Below are 20010 nucleotides of genomic sequence, written 5' to 3' on the forward strand. Positions count from 1 at the left end.
GTTCAGAGCTGGTCCAGATGCTCCAGCAGGTAGCCGGCCCTTTGGAGCAGTGCTTCACGTTTCTCCGGCTTTTGTTTGTCCCAGTTGCGGTACATCATGGCCATGCGGGGATTGCGCTCGAATTCAGCCCTGTGCCGGTCAATGAAATGCCAGTACAAAGAGTTGAACGGGCAGGCGTCAGATTCGGTGCTTTTGCTGACTTTGTAATGGCAGTTGGCGCAGTGGTCAGACATGCGCTGAATGTACTTGCCGCTGGCGGCGTAGGGTTTTGATCCCAGGTATCCGCCATCGGCGTGCATCACCATGCCCAGCACGTTGGGCAACTCCACCCAGTCGTAGGCGTCGGCGTAGACTGCCAGATACCAGTCGCATATTTCCTCCGGTTTAACGCCTGCCAGCAGGGCGAAGTTGCCGGTTACCATCAGCCGCTGAATGTGATGAGCGTAGGCGTTGCGCCGGGTGGCGTCTATGGCTTGGTGCATACAGCGCATTTTTGTGTCGCCGGTCCAATAGAACCAGGGCAGGGCGCGGGTGTTGCCCAGGCGGTTTTCCTTGGCGTAACCCGGCATGTTCAGCCAGTAGATGCCCCGCACGAACTCGCGCCAGCCAACAATCTGGCGAATAAAGCCTTCTACTCCATTGATGGGTGCCTGTCCGGCGTACCAAGCTCTTGCGGCCGCTTCACAGACGGTGAGAGGGTCAAGAAGACCGCAGTTGATATAGGGCGAAAGGATCGAGTGGAATAGCCAGTCTTCGCTATCGGACATGGCATCCTGATAGTCACCGAAACAGGGCAGGGCAAACTCGACAAAGTAATTCAATGCTTCTTGTGCATCCTCGGGGGTCACCGCAAAGTGAAAATCGTCGCTGGTACCGAAGTGGTCGGAGAAATGTTGCTCAACCAGATCAATAACCTCTCGGGTTATTGCATCCGGCTCCACCCTGAATGGCGCGGGTGCGGGTGGCTTTCCACTCCATTTGCGCCGGTTATCGGCGTCGAAGTTCCAGCTGCCGCCTTCTGGTTTGCCGTCCGGAGTCATCAGCAGGCCGGTTTTGCGGCGCATTTCTCGATAGAAAAACTCCATACGCAACTGCTTTCGGCCTTCGGCCCAGTCGGCAAACTCACTCTTGCTGGCAATAAACCGGGCATCAGAGCGGATTTCTACGGGAACCTTAAGGCGCTCCTGCCAATGGCTGATCTGGTCGTGCAGGCGCCATTCGCCGCATTCTGTGGTGATGATTCTGTCCGGAAGAAAGTCTGCTATTTGCGCCGATATAACGCCTTCCAGGCTTTGATGCGTGTTTTCCGGGTAGTATTTCTGGTAGTGCACCTGCCAGCCGTCTTTCTCCAGTTGCCGCGCTAAGTGGCGCATGGCGCTGAACAGCAGAACCAACTTCTTCTTGTGATGGTTGGTGTAACTGGCTTCTTCATGGACCTCTGCCATTACGATCCTGTCGCGACCGGGGTCTGCCCCGTCAAGAGCGCTGATATCGGTTGTCAGTTGGTCACCAAGAATCAGTATGAGGTTTGCCATAAAGGGTGAGCTCCGGGGTGTGGCGGATTTTGCCCTCAGGGTCATGCAGATTGTTACCCAAAGGAGGTAGTCAGAATACGCCTTGCGCACAAGGGTGGTTCAAGCGCCAAGCTGATAAAATCCAGATCTTCGTCAAGATGACTCGCATCAAGATGCGCGCAACCGGCCTGGCATACAATGCCCCGCATCTCGCCTGCCCCTTCACATTATACGCTCAGAGTTTTCTATTATGGCTTCTAACTCCGCACCGCAGACTGCTGAATCCACGCTTCCGGAATTCATCTGGGATGATGCGCTGATCAAGCGTTACGACCTTAGTGGGCCGCGCTATACCTCTTATCCAACGGCCGTGGAGTTTAACCAGAACTACGCGGTGGAGCAGATGGTAGAGGCAGCAGCTCGCAGCAAGGCCAGCGACCGGCCGCTTTCTCTGTATACCCACCTGCCGTTCTGCGCCCATCTTTGCTACTACTGTGCCTGCAACAAGGTGATTACCAAGAAGCGCGACAAGGCGATGCCCTATGTGGAGCGGCTTCTGAAGGAAGCGGCCATGCAGTCCAGACTGTTTGGCGTGGACCGCCCGGTAAAGCAGTTGCACTGGGGTGGTGGTACACCGACCTTCCTGCCCAAAGATGTGATGCAGGAACTGATGGCGGGCTATGCTGAGCTGTTCAACCTGCAAAGCGGTGATGAGCGTGATTACAGCGTGGAGATTGATCCGCGCGAAGTGGATCAGGACACCCTGCCGACACTCTGGCAGCTGGGTTTTAACCGTATAAGCCTGGGAGTGCAGGACATAAACCTGAAAGTTCAGAAAGCCGTTAACCGCATCCAGCCCCGGGAAATGACGGAGGCGGTACTGAGCGAGGCCCGACAGCTCGGGTTCCGATCCATTAATCTCGATCTGATTTATGGCCTGCCGCACCAGACCCCGGAGAGCTTTGCGGATACTCTGGAAGCGGTGATTGAAATGTCGCCAGACAGGTTATCTGTGTTCAGCTATGCGCACCTGCCAGACCGCTTTTACCCGCAAACCCGAATCAAGAACGACACGCTGCCATCGCCGCAGCAAAAACTGGCCATTTTGCATAACACTATCAACCGTTTGCTTGAGGCGGGTTACGAATACATTGGTATGGATCATTTTGCCAAGCCGGATGACAGCCTGGCTGTGGCCCAACGCGCCGGGCGGCTGCACAGGAACTTCCAGGGCTACACTACCCACTCGGACTGTGACCTGGTCTCTCTGGGTGTCTCTGCCATCGGCCAGACTGACGATGCCTACTTCCAGAATAACCACGATCTGCCCGCCTGGGAGGCATCCATAGACGCCGGCAAGCTGGCCATTACCAAAGGCGTGAATTTGAGCCGTGATGATCGCCTTCGTCGCTGGGTGATTGGCCAGCTCATCTGCCAGTTCCGTCTGGATCGCCAGCAATTTTCCACTGAATGGCAGGAAGATTTTGACAGCTACTTTGCGGACGAACTCGCTCGCCTCAGGCCAATGATTGTCGATGAACTGATTTGTGATAATGGCCAGGTGTTGCAGGTAGAGCCGGCTGGCCGGTTGCTGATCCGTGCCATTTGCCAGATTTTCGATTTGTACCGCAAAGAAGGCGCGAGCCAGCGGTTTTCCCGCATCATCTGAGCTTTCTCGATCCGGGGCACAGGCCCATAATCAACTCCGGGCAGTGAATTAAGTCTGCCCAGAGTAACCAAAACCCGCGATGTTTGATTTGATATAGCTCAGCGCTTATGCAGGCCTTCTTCCACCGCCCATACGGCAACCTCGACACGCGACCGCAGCCTGAGCTTTTTCAGCAGGTGTTTCACGTGCACTTTTACCGTGCCGTCACTGATGTCCAGCTTGCGGCCGATCATTTTGTTGGAGAGACCTTCGGCAATCAGCCGCAGAATGTCTTTTTCCCGCGGTGTCAGGCTGTCGAAATCGGGTCGTGATGCCTGCTGTGGCTTGTTGGAGCGCAAGGCCTCAGCAAGTAGTGTGGTCAGCCGGTCACTGATAACCATCTTGCCCACCGCAGCCTGGTGCAGCTGGGCGATCATGTCTTCCGGCTCCATGTCCTTCAGCAGATAGCCGTCGGCACCAGCGCGCAGGGCAGCGACTACGTCGTCTTCCTGGTCAGAAACAGTGAACATGATGATCCGCGAGCTTACGTTCAGTTCCCGCAGTTTTTTTAACGCATCAATGCCGCTGACTTCCGGCATGTTGAGGTCCATCAGGATGAGGTCGGGCTCAAGCTCGGTTGCCAGACGAATACCGTCAGTAGCGTTGCTGGCCTCGCCCGCAACGACCATGTCATCCTCCATCTCGACGAGTTGTTTGATACCTTGTCGCAACAGCGGGTGGTCGTCGATCAGCAATATGCTTGCAGGTGAATCAGACGGTTTATCGGGCGGTGTATCAGACATAATCCCTCGGTTCCTCTCTCTTGATAGCGTAACGGCATAGCAGAGGTGCCGCTTTTTTGGTACTCAGGTGCCAGACATCTCAGTCGGAATCAGGTGCCGGCTTTTGGGGACGAACGTCAGAATAACTTCAACGCCGCCTTCATCACGATTCTGCACGGCGACCTGGCCGCCTAGTGTGCGGGCGCGATCCTGCATGATAATCAGGCCATAATGATTGGCCGGCTGACCGCCGCCAGGCAAACCTTTGCCATTATCCCGTATTTTTACCTTTACCTGGGGGGATTCAAACACTACATCAATGTGAATTTCCGTGGCGTCCGCATGTTTGACCGCGTTGGCAAGGCCTTCCCGCACAATCTGCAACGTGTGCACCTCCTCGTTGGGCGATAGTGCCTGCGGCGGCAGGTTGTAATACAGCCCCACCGGTTTGCCCAGCCGCTCAGAAAATTCGTCAATGGTTTTGCGCAGTGCCGTGGCTAGATCCGGCGTGTCCAGTTTTAGCCTGAACGTGGCCAACAACTCCCGGAGCTGACGGTAGGCGCTGTTCAGCCCGGTACTCAGTTCTTCCAGTATTGCATTGTGGGCGCCTTTCTGATCACTCTCAATATTCAGACGGCGCAGGCGGGCCACCTGCATTTTCAGATAAGACAGTGACTGAGCCAGAGAATCGTGCAGTTCCCGGGCGATCACAGTGCGCTCTTCGGCCAGCGTAAGCTGCTGTTCTTCGGTAATCTGCCGTTCGAGGAAAATGGCGGTAGCCAGCTGGTCGCTGAGCGTTTCCAACAGGCCGCGAGCTGTATCCGAAAGACCTTTATCGGCAGGGTACCAAACCTCCAGAGTGCCAAGGAGTGAACCAGGAATCCGGATAGGCAGCAGTAGCCTGCGGCCGTCGTGTCCTTCTGTGGGTAACTCGTCATAGACTTCCGGCGTTACCAGGCAAGCGTTGCAATGGTGGTCACGGCAGTAGAAGGGGCGTTCTGTCGAGGCCGTTGTAACCGCCTGCACGGGGTCCGCCGACCTTTTGTCGTGGAGGTAAAGCAGAATAGGTCCAATGCCTAGAAGCTGTTCCAGTTCCTGCAACATGGGAACCGCACCGCTACACAGATCGTGGTTAGCAAACAGATTGCGGCTGGCGACGTGGAGCAGCTGAAGGGCCGCATGGCTTTTTTCCAGCTCCTCGGTTTTGCTGCGGGCGCGCTCCTCAAGCTCGTAATAGGTGAGGGCCAGCTCGCTGCTCATCTGGTCAAACGCACTGCCGAGTTGCGCCAGTTCGTCACTTCCTTGCAGGTTCGCCTTACGGGAGAAGTCCTGTTCGCCAACCGCTATCGCAATGCTGACCAGTTTGCGCAGCGGCTTGAGAACCCGGTTTCTCAGATCAAGGAACAGCGCAATGATAATCAGTATGGAGAAAGCCAGGCTGATTATCTGAATAAGGTGCAGGAGGCCGATGCGGGCTTCGGTTCGTCGTTCGAGCATGGTTACGAGCTGGTTTACCAAACTTACGTAGTTTTCTGTGGCAGCAAGCATATCCGCATGGACAGGCGATCCCTGCGGATGAGTCTCCAGGCCCGGACGCAGGGTCTGTTCCCACGACGTTCTGATTGCACGGTACTGTTTTGCCAGGGGGTGGTCGTCTGAATCGGGGATGGCTACTGTAATGCCGCTGTCCGTCAGGTTGGATTCATAAACGGTTGCAAGGTCCTTGATACTTCCCCCTTGGGTATGACTGTCCTCCGGGCCAGCAGCATGAGCCAGCAATCGGAAGGCTCCCATGCGCAGGGCGCCGGCCAGGTTGATGGCAGTCGCATTCCCTTCAATGCTTTTCGATACGGCAAGAGTCGTGGCCATACAGACAATGGATGTCAGCGCTATGGCGCAAACAACGATGGCAATCCGGTTGACAAGGAGGCTGCTCGATTTCATTGATTCTCGTCTGTGCGTTGCCTGACGGTAAATTTGGCAGTCAAATGCCGAGTATGGCTCAGGAGCCGGGGTGCTGATACCTCCTTGAGGATAGTCAATTACCCCAATAGTTGGTACCTAATCATAGCCTTTGACCCGTATCCGGGCAAAAGTTGAAACTGAAAGTCATGTTTTGAAATCGCATATATAAAGGGCGTCACCGGATGAAGTCAGAGGCGGATCTGGAGGATGAGCGGCTGGCATCGCTTGCCGTTGTTCTGCCGCTTGCGGTGACGGGCTTTGTTATTGCAGCAGGCTGCTGGACGCTGTTTGCGGTGGCCGGGATACACCTCCGGGCCGAGTTAAGCCTCAGTGACCTGCAATTCGGACTGTTGCTCGCCATGCCCATGGCCGTCAGCGCCCTGTTGGCTGTGCCAGCCGGGCTTGCCGCCCGGAAGTTTGGTGCTCGCCGCATTATGCTCATCTGCCTTGCCGGGCTTGCCGCCTGTATGGTGATTCTTCTGACGACCGACACATTCCCCGGCTATCTTCTGGCTGCGGGCGGGCTGGGGTTAGCCGGCGGGTTTTACAGCGCGGGGCTGCAGTTTGTAACCAGTAACTGCCAGCGCCACCGGCTCGGCCTTGTGCTTGGTGTGTTCGGCGCAGGCGTTACCGGCGCCGGGTTTACCTATTACCTTGTTCCTCTGTTTCATGAAGCCTTCTCCTGGCAAGGCGTTCCGCTGGCCTATCTGATTGTTCTTGTGCTTGTGATTGCGCTTCTGTTGCTGCTCACGGATCCGGAAGATGCAGTCGCCGATTCGGAAACCGAAATCTCCACCAGGATAATGTTCGGGCGCTTCAGACAGCAGGGCATCTGGCAATTGGGCGCCTACTTCGGTGTGGTTGCTGGAAGCTTTTTTGCTCTGGCGCTTTGGCTTCCGGACTATCTTTCTGCGCAGTTTGATCTGCAGGTGGAATCGGGAGCCAGGCTTGCACAGTGGTTCATTATCCCCGGGGCTCTGGCCCAGATTCTGGGGGGAGGCCTGTCCGATCGCTATGGCAGCCCGAGGGTTATCAGCCGGTCACTCTTGATTGGCCTGGTGGCCCTGATGGTCCTGTCCTATCCCCCCATGACGCTGTTCATTCGAGGTGTGGAAACAACCATCAAGGTCGAGTTTGCTTTGCCCATGAACGTAGAAAGTATCTTTGTGGTGGTGCTCGGAATGGCCCTTGGGTGTGCCATGGGCTCTCTGCAGAGGATGGTCATTATTGAAAGCCGTCAGAATATAGCGTTTGTTGCCGGGTTGCTTCTGGTCTGCGCCTGTTCTGTGGCTTTCCTGTTGCCGGTTATTTTCGGCGCAGTAAATCACTGGCTGGGTGTCCGCAGTGCTGTGTTCATGATCCTGTTTCTGCTGCTTGGCCTCTGCCAGTTCCTGTTCGCCCGCTTCAGTCGTTGCCACGAACGCCTGGCACTTCTCCAACCTGGGATATAAGCCCATACCCCCTCAGTGGTAGAGGCGGGTTATGTGGTAGTAACCACGCAGATTTCAGGGTTGTTCTCCCACACAATGGTCTCAAATCGGAAAACGATCCGGTAGACGGGCAGATGGAGAGATAGACCATGAGTCATTTGATCGACAAGCTGAGCTACTTCAGCAAAAAGCGCGAATCGTTCGCGAACGGCCACGGCGAAACCCACGATGTAAATCGTGACTGGGAAGACGGCTACCGCCAGCGCTGGCAGCACGACAAAGTTGTGCGTTCAACTCACGGCGTAAACTGCACTGGCTCCTGCAGCTGGAAGATCTACGTCAAGAATGGCTTGGTCACCTGGGAAACCCAGCAAACCGACTACCCCCGTACCCGTCCGGATCTGCCTAACCATGAGCCCCGTGGCTGCCCCCGAGGCGCCAGCTATTCCTGGTATATGTACAGCGCCAACCGCCTGAAATACCCGCTGATGCGTAAGCATCTGATGCAGCTCTGGCGCGCCGCCCGCATTCAGTTCAATGATCCGGTAGATGCCTGGGCTTCCATTGTGGAAGATCCGAAGAAAACCGCAGAGTACAAACCCCGCCGCGGTATGGGCGGTTTTGTGCGTTCCGACTGGAACGAAGTTAACGAACTGATTGCTGCGTCTAACGTTTACACTGCCAAAAAGCACGGCCCGGACCGCATCATCGGCTTCTCGCCAATTCCTGCGATGTCCATGGTGTCTTACGCCGCAGGTAGTCGTTATCTGTCGCTGATTGGCGGCACGTGCCTGAGCTTCTACGACTGGTACTGCGACCTGCCGCCGGCTTCCCCGCAAACCTGGGGCGAGCAGACCGACGTTCCCGAATCCGCAGACTGGTACAACTCCAGCTACATCATTGCCTGGGGCTCCAACGTTCCGCAGACCCGTACCCCGGATGCCCACTTCTTTACCGAAGTGCGCTACAAAGGCACCAAAACCGTTGCCATCACTCCGGATTACGCCGAAGTTGCCAAGCTGTCAGATGAGTGGCTGAACCCCAAACAGGGCACCGATGCCGCGCTGGGTATGGCCATGGGCCACGTCATTCTGAAAGAATTCCACGTTGATAACCCCAGTGCCTACTTCACCGACTACGTGCGCCGTTACACCGATATGCCGTACCTGGTGAAGCTCGACAAAATGGAAGACGGCCGTTATGTGCCCGGCCGGTTCCTGCGCGCCAGCGACTTGGTGGGTGGTTTGGGTGAAGAAAATAACCCGGAATGGAAAACCATTGCCATTGACGAAACCACCAACCAGTTGACCGCGCCAAACGGTTCTATCGGTTACCGCTGGGGTGAAAAGGGCAAGTGGAACCTGAAACAGACTGCGAAAAAAGAAGACGTGAATCTGCAGCTGTCGATGGTTGAAAAGCACGACGAAATTGTGGACGTTGCCTTCCCGTATTTTGGTGGCATCAAGCACGACCACTTCAAGTCTGTTGAGATCAGTGACACCCTGACCCACAAACTGGGCAGCCGAAAAATTGAACTGGCAGACGGCGACAAAGCCTTAGTCGTGACCGTGTACGACCTGATGATTGCCAACTACGGCATCAGCCGTGGCCTGGGTGAAGACGACGGCGCGACCGACTACGAGCAGATCAAACCTTACACCCCGGCCTGGCAGGAAAAAATTACCGGCGTACCCGCGCACAAAGTGACGCGCATTGCCCGTGAGTTCGCTGAAACTGCTCACAAAACCAATGGTCGCTCCATGATCATCGTGGGTGCCGGTATGAACCACTGGTACCACATGGACATGAACTACCGCGCGCTGATCAACATGCTGGTCATGTGTGGCTGCGTAGGCCAGAGTGGTGGCGGTTGGGCGCACTATGTTGGTCAGGAAAAACTGCGCCCGCAAACCGGCTGGCAGCCGCTGGCATTTGGCTTGGATTGGCAGCGCCCGCCACGCCAGATGAACGGAACCTCGTTTTTCTATGCCCACTCGGGCCAGTGGCGCTACGAGAAGCTGGATGTAAGCGAGATCTTGTCGCCGCTGGCGGACAAGTCCAAATTTAGCGGCAGCCTTATTGACTACAACGTCCGCGCCGAGCGTATGGGCTGGTTGCCGTCTGCGCCGCAGTTTAACCGTAACCCGCTGGGCATTGCCGCCGAAGCTGAAATCGCCGGTATGGACGTGCCAGCGTACGTAACCCAGTCCTTGAAGGACGGCTCACTGGCGTTTGCCTCGGAAGATCCGGAAGCCCCGGAAAACCATCCGCGTAATATGTTCATCTGGCGCTCTAACCTGCTGGGTTCCTCCGGTAAGGGCCACGAGTACATGCTGAAGTACCTGTTGGGTACTACGAGTGGTTTGCAGGGTAAAGACCTGGGTCACGATGGTGGCGTGAAGCCGCAGGAAGTGAAATGGCACGACAAAGCGCCCGAAGGCAAGCTGGATCTGCTGGTGACTCTGGACTTCCGCATGTCCACCACCTGCCTGTATTCCGACATCGTGTTACCTACCGCTACCTGGTATGAAAAAGACGACCTGAATACCTCAGACATGCACCCGTTCATTCACCCGCTGACTGCCGCCACCGATCCGGCGTGGGAATCCCGCAGCGACTGGGAAATCTACAAAGGCATTGCCAAGGCGTTCTCCAAGGCGTCTGAAGGCCATCTGGGTGTCCAGAAAGACGTGGTTACAGTGCCGTTGTTGCACGACGCACCCGCCGAACTGGGCCAGCCGTTTGATGTGAAAGACTGGAAAAGAGGCGAGTGCGAGCTGATTCCGGGTAAAACCGCGCCCAACTTCATGACGGTTGAACGCGACTACCCGAACACCTACGCGCGTTTTACGTCGCTTGGGCCCTTGATGGACAAGCTGGGTAACGGTGGCAAGGGCATCAACTGGAACACTGAAAAAGAAGTCACGTTCCTGGGTGACCTGAATCACAAACACCTTGACGGCGCCAACGCGGGCCGGCCGAAGATTGACACGGCCATTGATGCGTGCGAGGTGATTCTGAGCCTGGCTCCGGAAACCAACGGACAGGTTGCTGTTAAGGCTTGGGCGGCGCTGTCTGAATTCACCGGGCTGGATCACACACACTTGGCATTGAACAAGGAAGACGAAAAAATCCGCTTCCGCGATATAGTGGCGCAGCCGCGCAAAATCATCTCCAGCCCGACCTGGTCTGGTCTGGAAGACGAGCATGTGTCCTACAGCGCCGGCTACACCAACGTGCACGAGCTGATTCCCTGGCGCACGCTGACGGGTCGCCAGCAGTTCTATCAAGACCACGAGTGGATGCGCGCCTTTGGCGAAAGCCTGCTGGTGTATCGCCCGCCCATCAATACCAAAGCGGCTGCACCGCTGCTGAACGCCAAGCCTAACGGCAACCCGGAGAAGGCGCTGAACTTCCTTACGCCGCACCAGAAGTGGGGGATTCACAGCACCTATACCGACAACCTGCTGATGCTGACCCTGGCTCGTGGCGGCCCCATTGTATGGCTGAGCGAAGACGACGCCCGCGATATAGGTGTGGAAGACAACGATTGGATTGAGGTGTTCAACGCCAACGGATCTTTGTCAGCGCGGGCGGTGGTTAGCCAGCGGGTGATGCCTGGCATGGTGATGATGTATCACGCCCAGGAGCGCACGGTGAACGTTCCCGGCTCGGAAATTACCGGCAGCCGCGGTGGTATTCACAACTCGGTTACCCGGGCGTGCCCAAAGCCCACCCATATGATTGGTGGCTATGCCCAGTACTCATACGGCTTCAACTACTACGGCACCGTGGGTTCCAACCGCGACGAGTTTGTGGTGGTGCGCAAAATGAAGAACGTTGACTGGCTTGATGGCGAGGGCAGCGACACTGTTCAGGAGAGTGTGAAATGAAAATCCGTTCCCAAGTAGGCATGGTGCTGAACCTGGACAAGTGCATTGGTTGCCACACCTGTTCAGTGACTTGTAAAAACGTATGGACCAGCCGTGAGGGCATGGAGTACGCCTGGTTCAACAACGTCGAAACCAAACCCGGTATTGGCTACCCGAAAGAATGGGAGAACCAGGACAAGTGGAAAGGCGGCTGGATGCGTGAGGCCAGCGGCAAGATTCGCCCCCGTATAGGTGGCCGCTTCCGGGTGCTGGCGAATATTTTTGCCAACCCGGACCTACCGGAAATTGACGACTACTACGAGCCGTTCGATTTCGACTATCAGCACCTGCACACCGCTGGCGATAGCAAGCATCAGCCGGTTGCACGGCCGCGCTCGCTGATCTCCGGCAAACGTATGGACAAAATCGAGTGGGGCCCGAACTGGGAAGAAATTCTGGGTACCGAGTTCGCCAAGCGTCGCAAGGACAAAAACTTCGACCAGATACAAGCCGATATCTACGGCCAGTTCGAAAGCACGTTCATGATGTACCTGCCGCGTCTGTGCGAGCACTGTCTGAACCCCACTTGTGTGGCGAGCTGCCCGAGCGGCGCCATCTACAAGCGGGAAGAAGACGGAATCGTGCTGATCGACCAGGACAAGTGTCGTGGCTGGCGGATGTGTGTATCCGGCTGTCCGTACAAGAAAATCTACTTTAACTGGAAAACTGGCAAGTCTGAAAAGTGCATCTTCTGCTACCCGCGCATTGAAGCCGGTATGCCGACCGTTTGCTCCGAGACGTGCGTAGGCCGTATCCGGTATCTGGGCGTGCTGCTTTACGATGCCGACCGCATCGAAGAAGTGGCCAGCACTCCGGGCGAACACGAGCTTTACGAGAAGCAGCTGGAAATCTTCCTGGACCCGTTTGATCCGAAAGTGATCGAGCAGGCAACGAAAGATGGCGTGCCGATGAACGTAATCGAGGCTGCTCAGCGGAGCCCGGTTTACAAGATGGCCGTGGACTGGAAGCTGGCTCTGCCGCTGCACCCGGAATACCGTACATTGCCTATGGTTTGGTACGTGCCGCCCCTGAGCCCGATTCAGTCAGCCGCGGAAGCCGGCCAGGTGGAATTCGACGGCGTACTGCCGAAAATCGAAAGCCTGCGCATTCCGGTGAAGTACCTGGCCAACCTGCTCACTGCCGGTGACGAAAAGCCCATCGTACGTGCGCTCAAACGCATTATGGCCATGCGCTTGTACAAGCGTGCGGAAACCGTAGACGGCGTGGAAGACTTGCGGGCGCTGGAAGAAGTCGGCCTGACCAAAGCCCAGGCGGATGAAATGTACCGCTACCTGGCCATTGCCAACTACGAAGATCGATTCGTGATTCCTACCGGCCATCGTGAGCTCGCGAAAGAAGCGTTCCCTGACGCATATGCTGAACGCGGTGGTTGTGGCTTCAGCTTCGGCGACGGTTGCAGCGGTGGTGATAGCGAATTCAGCATGTTTGGCGGTCGTAAAAACACCTCCACCATGGTGCAGAAGCTGACCACGGTGAAGCAGATCGACCCGAAACAGCTGCAGGAATAAGGAGGCCTCTATGAAACTATTAAAAGTACTGGCACGGATTCTGGAGTATCCCTCCGCCGAACTTCAGGCCTCCAAAGACGCCATGGTTGCCGCTGTTCTGGAGGACAGTCGGCTGCCACGGAAGAACAAGGAGCAACTGCTCCAGTGTATCGACCGCCTGTGTGACGGTGACCTGCTGGACCTCGAAGAGGCCTACACGGGCACTTTCGACAAAGGCCGCGCGACCTCCTTGCTGTTGTTTGAACACGTACACGGTGAATCCCGCGATCGCGGCCAGGCAATGGTCGACCTGATGGAGCAGTACCGCGCTAACGGGCTGGAAATTGACGCCAAGGAACTGCCGGATTACCTGCCGCTGTTCCTGGAGTATCTGTCGACCCGTCCTTGGGATGAAATCGAGAACTGGCTGGAAGATATCCACCACATTCTTGCCCTTCTCGGTGAGCGGCTTTACCAGCGCGAGAGCTTTTACCATGTAGCGATGGATTCGCTGTTGGAGCTGTCTGGCCGGGCCACGGATCGTCAGGAGCTCGCCCAGATTGTCGCGTCGGAAGAGCGTGACGATACGGCCGAGGCACTGGATAAGGTCTGGGAAGAAGAAATGGTGAAGTTTGTGGATGATCAGGGCAGCTCCTGCAGCACTGGTGGCGTTGTTGGACAGCGGCGCCGCGAGCTGGAGCAAACCCAGACCATTCACCTCAGTGATCATCTGATGACGGATGTAACGCCCGCTCAGGCGCGTACCGCCGCGAGAGACGCCTGACGGCGCAGGAGGAGACCAAGATGATGTCTTATCTGAACACACTGATTTTCGGGATTTATCCGTACATCGCTCTGGTGGTGCTGTTTGTTGGCACCTGGGCACGATACGACCACGGGCAGTTCACCTGGAGAGCCCAATCCAGCCAGATGCTGCGCAAGAAAAACATGGTGCTGGCCAGTGTGCTGTTCCATGTGGGTATTCTGGTGATTTTCTTTGGCCATCTGGTTGGCCTGTTGACGCCGCACTTTATGTACGAACCGTTCATGAGTGCAGGCACTAAACAGGTGATGGCGATTGTGGTCGGTGGTATTGCCGGGGTGATGTGTCTGATTGGCGGAGTCATGCTGGCTCATCGCCGGCTGACGGATCCAAGGGTCAAAGCCAGCAGCACCTTTGCCGACAACATGATCATTGTCGTTCTGATGGTTCAGGTAGTGTTGGGGCTGGCGACCATTCTGCCAACGCTGGGCCACCTTGACGGCGGCACTATGATGAAACTGGCAAGTTGGGCGCAGAGTATCTTTACCTTCCAGGGCGGAGCAGCTGAGTACATGACAGGCGTGCATTGGATCTACAAGCTCCATATGTTCCTGGGCCTGACGATCTTTGTACTCTTCCCGTTCACTCGTCTGGTGCACATGCTGAGTGTACCGCTGGAGTATTTCGGACGGAAGTACCAGGTGGTGCGCAAGCGGGCGTGATAGAAAAACGCTCCCTCTCCCCTCGCGGGAGAGAGCCGGGGAGAGGGGGCAATGAAAACATTTACGGAGACTTACCATGCAACTGATCCCCACCGGTGAAGCCGAAAAGCCCAGAAACCAGTTTCCGCCAGTTTCCGTGGGTGAAACCCTGATATCCGAAGAGGATATCGCGCGGGAAATGCAGCACCATCCGGCCGAAGAAGTCGCTGAAGCCTGGCATGAGGCTGCTAAATGTCTTGTCATCCGTGAACTTCTGCTGCAGCAGGCTCAGGCCCTGAAGCTGCCGGAAGAACTGGATGAAGAAGCCGCTATTGCCCGGGTGCTGGAGTTGGAACTTGATGTGCCGGAACCGAGCGACGAGGACTGTGAGCGTTTCCATGCGTCAAATCCGGGCCGTTTCCGTAGTCCGACGCTGATGGCTGTCAGCCACATTCTGCTGGCCGCCGCGCCGGACGATGTGCAGGAGCGCATGCGCCAGGAAGAGGTTGGACAACAGTTGCTTTTCTCCCTGCTCGAAGGTCGTGCCCAGTTTGCACCGCTCGCCAAGCAATATTCTGCCTGTGAGTCACGCCATCAGGGCGGCAGCCTCGGCCAGATCAGCAAAGGGCAGACGGTCGAGGAGTTTGAGCGGCCGGTTCTTACGCTTAAGGAAGGCCTTAATCCGGAACTGATCGAAAGCCGCTATGGCTGGCACATTGTGCGCGTGGATCAGCGTATCGATGGCGAGCAGCTGCCTTATGAGCATGTAAAACCGAAAATCCGCCAGTATCTGAGTGAGAGCGTTACCCGGCGTGCATTCCGTCAGTACCTGCAGGTGTTGGCAGCTGAGACGGGTGTTAGAGGTGTCGATCTTGAGATACCGGACTCACCGTTAATGCAGTAAGTATTTTGCGCTGATCTGAACGTGATAGCTGGAATATTGATAGCAATGCAAACTATTGATATAGGCCAGTTTGTCAAAGTTAAACTCCGCTCTACCCCTATGGGGGGAGCGATTTTTCGAGAGCATCCTCCTAGTATAATAAAACATGATTTTGAATGCATGATATGAAAGAGGATAAAACAATGGTGGCGATGCAATCTGCGGAAACCCGCTACGCCAAACCGGTTCTGGTGGCTATTAATACGCTGACTGACGATGAAAACGGGCTGGAGCCGCTGCGCAGCCATGCCCTTTTCAATACGCTCCGTGACTCAGACCTGCAGAGCCTCATTCTGCAGTCTCGTCGCCTTCGTCTTGGGCATCATCAGTTGCTCTACCGGCAGGATATGCCCGCCCATCACTTCTTTTTTGTCATATCCGGCCGTCTGCGGCTATACCGACTGGACTCCTCCGGGATTGACCGTACGCTTGATAGCATTGCGTCCGGTGACTGTTTTGCGGAGGTGATGATCTATGCAGATCCTGCCCGTTACGCCTGCTACGCCGAAGCTCTGAAATCCAGTGAAGTCCTGATGATTCCTGTCAAAGCGTACCAGGATATGCTGGAAAGCAACCCGGAATACGCTCATGCAGCGCTCCGGCACTATGCCATGCGCGCTGTTTCCAGGTTCCATGACCTTGAAATCATGACTGTTCAGAATGCCCGTGACCGGCTGATTCGGTATCTGATTGATCTGCTGCCTAACGGTGCTTCAGAAGGTGGGGAAGTTGAGCTGCCTCTGCCCAAGTGCCTGGTTGCATCCAGGCTGGCGATGCAGCCGGAAACCTTTTCCCGGATTCTGGCGGATCTCAAGTCCAACGGGCTGGTGCGTGTCAATTGCAGCAAGTTGTTCATCTCCGACCCCAGGCGATTGATCGAAATCAGCCAGTAAGCTGGCTGACTTTTAGCCCAGATGAAGCAGTTACTGATCGCCCGCCAGGCGTAACCAGCGCCGGCCCGCCATTACCAAGGATATTGCGCTCATGATTAGCAGTTACAGTGATCTGATCAAAGCAACCAAAAGCGAGCATGAGCCTCAGCGCCTGCTGTTCGTTTTTTGCCGTGCCGAACTGCCGGATAATGCCTCCGCATACGAAAAAGCTGCGTTCGAACAGGGCGAGGGTGGTGCGCTTACCCCGGTAATCTGTGTCGACAAGACCCCGGTCGAAGTCCCGGAATTTTCCTTGTTGGTTGAAGAGTCGCGCAGCACCGGCCAGTCATGGGATGTCGTGTTCGTTGCCGCCATGTCCGGCAGAGCGGGCACTCCGCCGTCTTCAGATGAAGCGCAGCAGCCGATGACGATGATGGTGGAGTCAATCCGCCTGGGGCATGTCAGCAACTACCTGCCTCTGGATAAGAGCGGAATCGCCATCAGCTTAGGTTAAGGTCGCACCTTCCGCCAAAGAGCCCGCCCCACAATCCGCACCTTGTCCCGGGTCGCCATCCGGCCAAGGTTGGTCTTCACGACACCCTTGGTAAACCGGGTCGATTTGGAGTAATCAATGCGCACATCCACCAGAACAGGCCGACCGGCGGCCGACTTCTGCAGTGCGGTCTCCATGCTCTCAGAAATATTCTGATTTCCCGCCAGGGAAACGAACTCAACGCCACAGGCCTTGGCAAAGGCCTCATAATCCATTGTACCGAGCACCGTGCAGGTTTTCTGGTTGTAGGGAATCTGCTGGGCCTGGGCAATCTGTGACAGCTCGCCATCATTGAACACGAAAATCATCACCCCGACTTGCAGGCGTGCGGCTGTTACCAGCTCCATGCCAGTCATCAGCAATGCGCCGTCGCCCACAATACCCACCACCTGACGCTTGGGGTTGGCCAGTTTGGCACCGATAGCACCGGGAACACAGTAACCCATGGCATTGAAATCGCTGGGTGACATGTAATTTCGGGCACCCAGTATGGGCATGAGCTCCGCTACCAGAAACGTATGGTTGCCATCGTCAGCGACAATAATCGCATCGTCGTTCAGGCGTTCCCGCAGGTGGCTGAAAAACAGCTCAGGATTCACCCGGTCGCCGCTGTCGTGGTCCCGCCACTCTTTTTTGTATGCGGCTTTGTCGTTGGCAATCTGTTCTTGAATGCCGGTATTGGCCGGTGTGGGGTTCAGTGCTTTTACGGCTTTCAGGAGCGCCGGCACGGTCAGTCTCGCGTCTCCCTGGATCGTATGGCTGGCAGGGTAATTGGCGCTGAAAACCTCGGGGTTGATGTCCAGGTGGATCAGGCTCTCAGGAGGATTGATGCCATAGCTGCCGGTAGGGATTTCCGAGAACCTTGTGCCGATCGCCAGCAGGCAATCTATCTGGGCAAAGGCATTGGTCGCTGCGGGCACTGCATAGTTGCCCATTCCCATTCCAGTATGCAGTGGGTGATTGCCCGGGAAGGCGCTGAGCCCCTGAAGTGTTGTTGAAACCGGTGCGTCCAGAAGCTCTGCCAGTTCAATCAGGTCTGCCTGTGCATCGACCGCGCCCCAACCAGCAAAAATGCCCGGTTTTTTTGCCTGCACCAGCGCCTGGGCTGCTGCATCAACCAGAGCCTGTTCCGGCTGCTTGGGCGCAGGCGGGGCCTCATAGAGCGGCATATCGTCAACGTCGCCCAGAAAGTTACTGATGTTGACCGGGATTTCGATAAACACCGGTCCCGGCTCACCACCCATTGCGATGTCATAGGCCTCATACAGCGTGGGTATGATTTCGCGGTGGCTGGTAATACGCCAGGTTTTCTTGGTGATCGGCTTGAGCAGGGTGTGTTGATCCATCTCATGAAGCTGATACCGGTGCCCCGACTCCGAATGAATCCCTCCGGAAATAATCAGCATGGGTATGCCATCAATGCCGGCTTCGCCGATGCCGCTCGCTGCGTGGGTAGCGCCTGCGGCGGGTACAATCAGCATGGTGCCCAGCTCGGCACCGGTGCGGCTTACGGCATCCGCCATGAAAGCACCGCCACCCTCATGGGTAACAAGCGTTGGTTCGATGCTTTCGGAGCGGTTCAGCTCGTCATAGATTTCGGTGGTGTGCACGCCCGGAATGCCAAACGTGCGGCGTATGCCGAGTTGTTCCAGTGCATGACGAACGAGAGTAGCGCCGGTCTTTTTCATGGATATGCCCTGACAATTATTATTGTGGATATATAGAAATTATTGCAGTGCGGCTATTCAATGCACTGCAGCGTTAAAGCCGGTCGGCAATGCTTTGTGCAGCTCGCCGGCCATTGAGAATACAGTTGGACAGAAATGTCCCCTCCAGAGACCTTATGCCGGAGATTCCACCGCCACCAAACCCGGTAGCCTCGCCCGCAGCGTAAAGCCCGGGAATGGCTGCTCCGGCCTGGTCGAGAACGCGGGAATGGGTATCTGTCTGCATGCCTCCCATGCTTTTCCGACTGATCAGCTGCTCGCGAATGGCGATCAGCGGGCCTGCGGCCGGGTCGAGTATGGGCTGCAGATTGCAGGTGCGAAACCGGTCTGGCAGCCAGTTCCGAAGCTGAATGAGCCGGCGTATCTGGTCGTCATTCTGCAGTCGTTTACCCCGGGCTATGTTGCTGTCATAGGTATGGATATCGCGAATCATGTCTTCGGTCTGAACATCATTATTACCGGCAACCTGATTCATTTTCCCGGCTAGCTCTTCGGGGGTGTTTGCACTGACAACGTCCGGGCACCGTTCAATGAGCCAGTCCATCAGCGCCGGGTCGCCGCCGCGCAAGCTGTTCCAGACCACTCGGAGCAGTTTACCGTCACGGAAGTCCGGGTTGGTGTCGGTGCCCGACACGGCCAGTTCCCGCACCGCAATCCGGTAGTTCATCACCTGCCAGGAGATCTGCCCGGGCAGGTTGCCTACCTGCTTGCAAAGGTCGTGTGTATCGAAACCGGTAATCAGCGGCATGGGGCCGATACGACGGCCATGGCGATCCATCCAGAGCGCCGAGCGGGGAGGTATCAGGCTGAGACCCTGGTCAGGGAAAGCCGGTTCCGGGTGGCGGATGCCCGCAGCGTAATTCCACATCTGGTTGAGATTAACGACCTGGCCGCCCGCTCTGGCGACTTCATCGTGCATGGCGCCATCCGCATCCGGGCTGGCGCCGCTGAGAAGGTTTTCCGGCGCGGGGCCGTAGCAGGGATCCCAGTGCTGGCGTACTTTTTCCAGGTTGCCATTGATCCCTCCGGTGCAGACGACTGTGTGGGTGGCGGAAACGGAAAAAACGCCACTGCTCTGTTTTTCCAACTGTTCGTTACTGATATTGCCCTGGCAGCCGGTGATCTGCCCATCACTCAGGCTCAGAGTGTTAACTCGGTGGCCATTGAGGAAGGTAAGCCGGTTTCGGTTCGGATGGGCTTCCAGCTGCTGCAACAGTGTTTGCACTACGCCCCGGCCACAGCCCCAGGCAATATGATAGCGGGGAACACTGTTGCCTTTGCCGTACAGGCCTCGTTCAACCCACTGCACGGACGGGAAAAAACGGATGCCGCGTTGTCTCAGCCAATCGTAGATCATGGGCCGGTTCTGTTCCGCATAGAGTTCGGCCCAGAGTCTGGGCCAATGATCATCGTCGCCGAAGCAGGCTGCATTGTGCCAGTCAGCAAGCAGTAACTCGGGGGAATCCTTGATCTTGTTGCGGGCCTGCTCGGCCGTGTTGCTCAGCAGCATACCGCCGAAGGCTTCGTTGGCCTGGCCCCCGGGTTTGCCTCCAGGAGCACCGTCCAGCAGCACTACCGGCACGTTGAGATCAAGCAGTTCCAGAGCCGTTGCTATCCCGGCAAGGCCCGCGCCAATCACAACGACTTCAGTCTTGTAGGTATGCATGGCTCG

The 20010-nt window shown here is 56.4% G+C and carries 14 protein-coding genes; 9 read left to right on the forward strand and 5 right to left on the reverse strand.

The genetic code is table 11. The features are described from left to right. Window positions 1–2: 2 nt before the first annotated feature. Window positions 3–1535, reverse strand: coding sequence for a cryptochrome/photolyase family protein (locus BUA49_RS05940; protein ID WP_072796281.1), 1533 nt, complete (start codon window positions 1533–1535; stop codon window positions 3–5). Between the two features lie 229 nt (window positions 1536–1764). On the opposite strand from BUA49_RS05940, the gene hemN reads away from it, so the two are divergent. After that, window positions 1765–3183: an oxygen-independent coproporphyrinogen III oxidase gene (hemN, locus tag BUA49_RS05945; protein WP_072796283.1), complete on the forward strand. Its 1419-nt coding sequence runs from the start codon at window positions 1765–1767 to the stop codon at window positions 3181–3183. 98 nt (window positions 3184–3281) lie between these two features. Here hemN and narL read toward each other — a convergent pair whose 3' ends face one another. Next, entirely contained in the window at window positions 3282–3965 is a 684-nt protein-coding gene (gene narL / locus BUA49_RS05950; RefSeq protein ID WP_072796284.1) for a two-component system response regulator NarL, read from the reverse strand. A gap of 63 nt (window positions 3966–4028) precedes the next feature. After that, window positions 4029–5888, reverse strand: a complete 1860-nt coding sequence (locus tag BUA49_RS05955) for a histidine kinase (protein WP_072796286.1) — start codon at window positions 5886–5888, stop codon at window positions 4029–4031. A gap of 203 nt (window positions 5889–6091) precedes the next feature. Between BUA49_RS05955 and BUA49_RS05960 the strand changes: the two genes are divergently transcribed. The 8 genes from BUA49_RS05960 to BUA49_RS05995 all read left to right on the forward strand — a co-directional run bounded on the left by BUA49_RS05960 (window position 6092) and on the right by BUA49_RS05995 (window position 16572). Further along, window positions 6092–7360, forward strand: coding sequence for an MFS transporter (locus BUA49_RS05960; protein WP_072796287.1), 1269 nt, complete (start codon window positions 6092–6094; stop codon window positions 7358–7360). Window positions 7361–7488: 128 nt separating this feature from the next. Continuing rightward, window positions 7489–11232, forward strand: coding sequence for a nitrate reductase subunit alpha (locus BUA49_RS05965; protein ID WP_072796289.1), 3744 nt, complete (start codon window positions 7489–7491; stop codon window positions 11230–11232). Continuing rightward, complete coding sequence (gene narH / locus BUA49_RS05970; protein WP_072796290.1) at window positions 11229–12800, forward strand: nitrate reductase subunit beta; 1572 nt, start codon at window positions 11229–11231, stop codon at window positions 12798–12800. The genes BUA49_RS05965 and narH overlap by 4 nt, the downstream gene beginning before the upstream one ends. A gap of 10 nt (window positions 12801–12810) precedes the next feature. Further along, a complete protein-coding gene (gene narJ / locus BUA49_RS05975; protein WP_072796291.1) occupies window positions 12811–13563 on the forward strand; it encodes a nitrate reductase molybdenum cofactor assembly chaperone in 753 nt (250 codons plus the stop codon). Between the two features lie 23 nt (window positions 13564–13586). After that, window positions 13587–14264 carry a respiratory nitrate reductase subunit gamma gene (narI, locus tag BUA49_RS05980; RefSeq protein WP_072797703.1) on the forward strand — a complete coding sequence of 226 codons (678 nt, stop codon included), beginning with the start codon at window positions 13587–13589 and terminating at the stop codon, window positions 14262–14264. A 76-nt stretch (window positions 14265–14340) separates the two neighbouring features. Further along, window positions 14341–15147, forward strand: a complete 807-nt coding sequence (locus BUA49_RS05985) for a peptidylprolyl isomerase (RefSeq protein ID WP_072796292.1) — start codon at window positions 14341–14343, stop codon at window positions 15145–15147. A gap of 155 nt (window positions 15148–15302) precedes the next feature. After that, window positions 15303–16079: a Crp/Fnr family transcriptional regulator gene (locus BUA49_RS05990; RefSeq protein ID WP_456085442.1), complete on the forward strand. Its 777-nt coding sequence runs from the start codon at window positions 15303–15305 to the stop codon at window positions 16077–16079. Window positions 16080–16170: 91 nt separating this feature from the next. Beyond that, window positions 16171–16572, forward strand: coding sequence for a ribonucleotide reductase subunit alpha (locus BUA49_RS05995; RefSeq protein ID WP_072796293.1), 402 nt, complete (start codon window positions 16171–16173; stop codon window positions 16570–16572). On the opposite strand, the gene BUA49_RS06000 is transcribed toward BUA49_RS05995, so the two are convergent. Together BUA49_RS06000 and BUA49_RS06005 are read right to left on the reverse strand one after the other, a co-directional pair. Beyond that, window positions 16569–18299 carry a thiamine pyrophosphate-binding protein gene (locus BUA49_RS06000; protein WP_072796294.1) on the reverse strand — a complete coding sequence of 577 codons (1731 nt, stop codon included), beginning with the start codon at window positions 18297–18299 and terminating at the stop codon, window positions 16569–16571. The genes BUA49_RS05995 and BUA49_RS06000 overlap by 4 nt on opposite strands. Window positions 18300–18372: 73 nt before the next feature. After that, a complete protein-coding gene (locus BUA49_RS06005; protein ID WP_072796295.1) occupies window positions 18373–20004 on the reverse strand; it encodes an FAD-binding dehydrogenase in 1632 nt (543 codons plus the stop codon). Window positions 20005–20010 lie beyond the last annotated feature (6 nt).

Origin of the sequence: Marinobacter antarcticus (genome assembly GCF_900142385.1) — a bacterium.
GTDB classification, from domain to species: Bacteria; Pseudomonadota; Gammaproteobacteria; order Pseudomonadales; family Oleiphilaceae; genus Marinobacter; species Marinobacter antarcticus.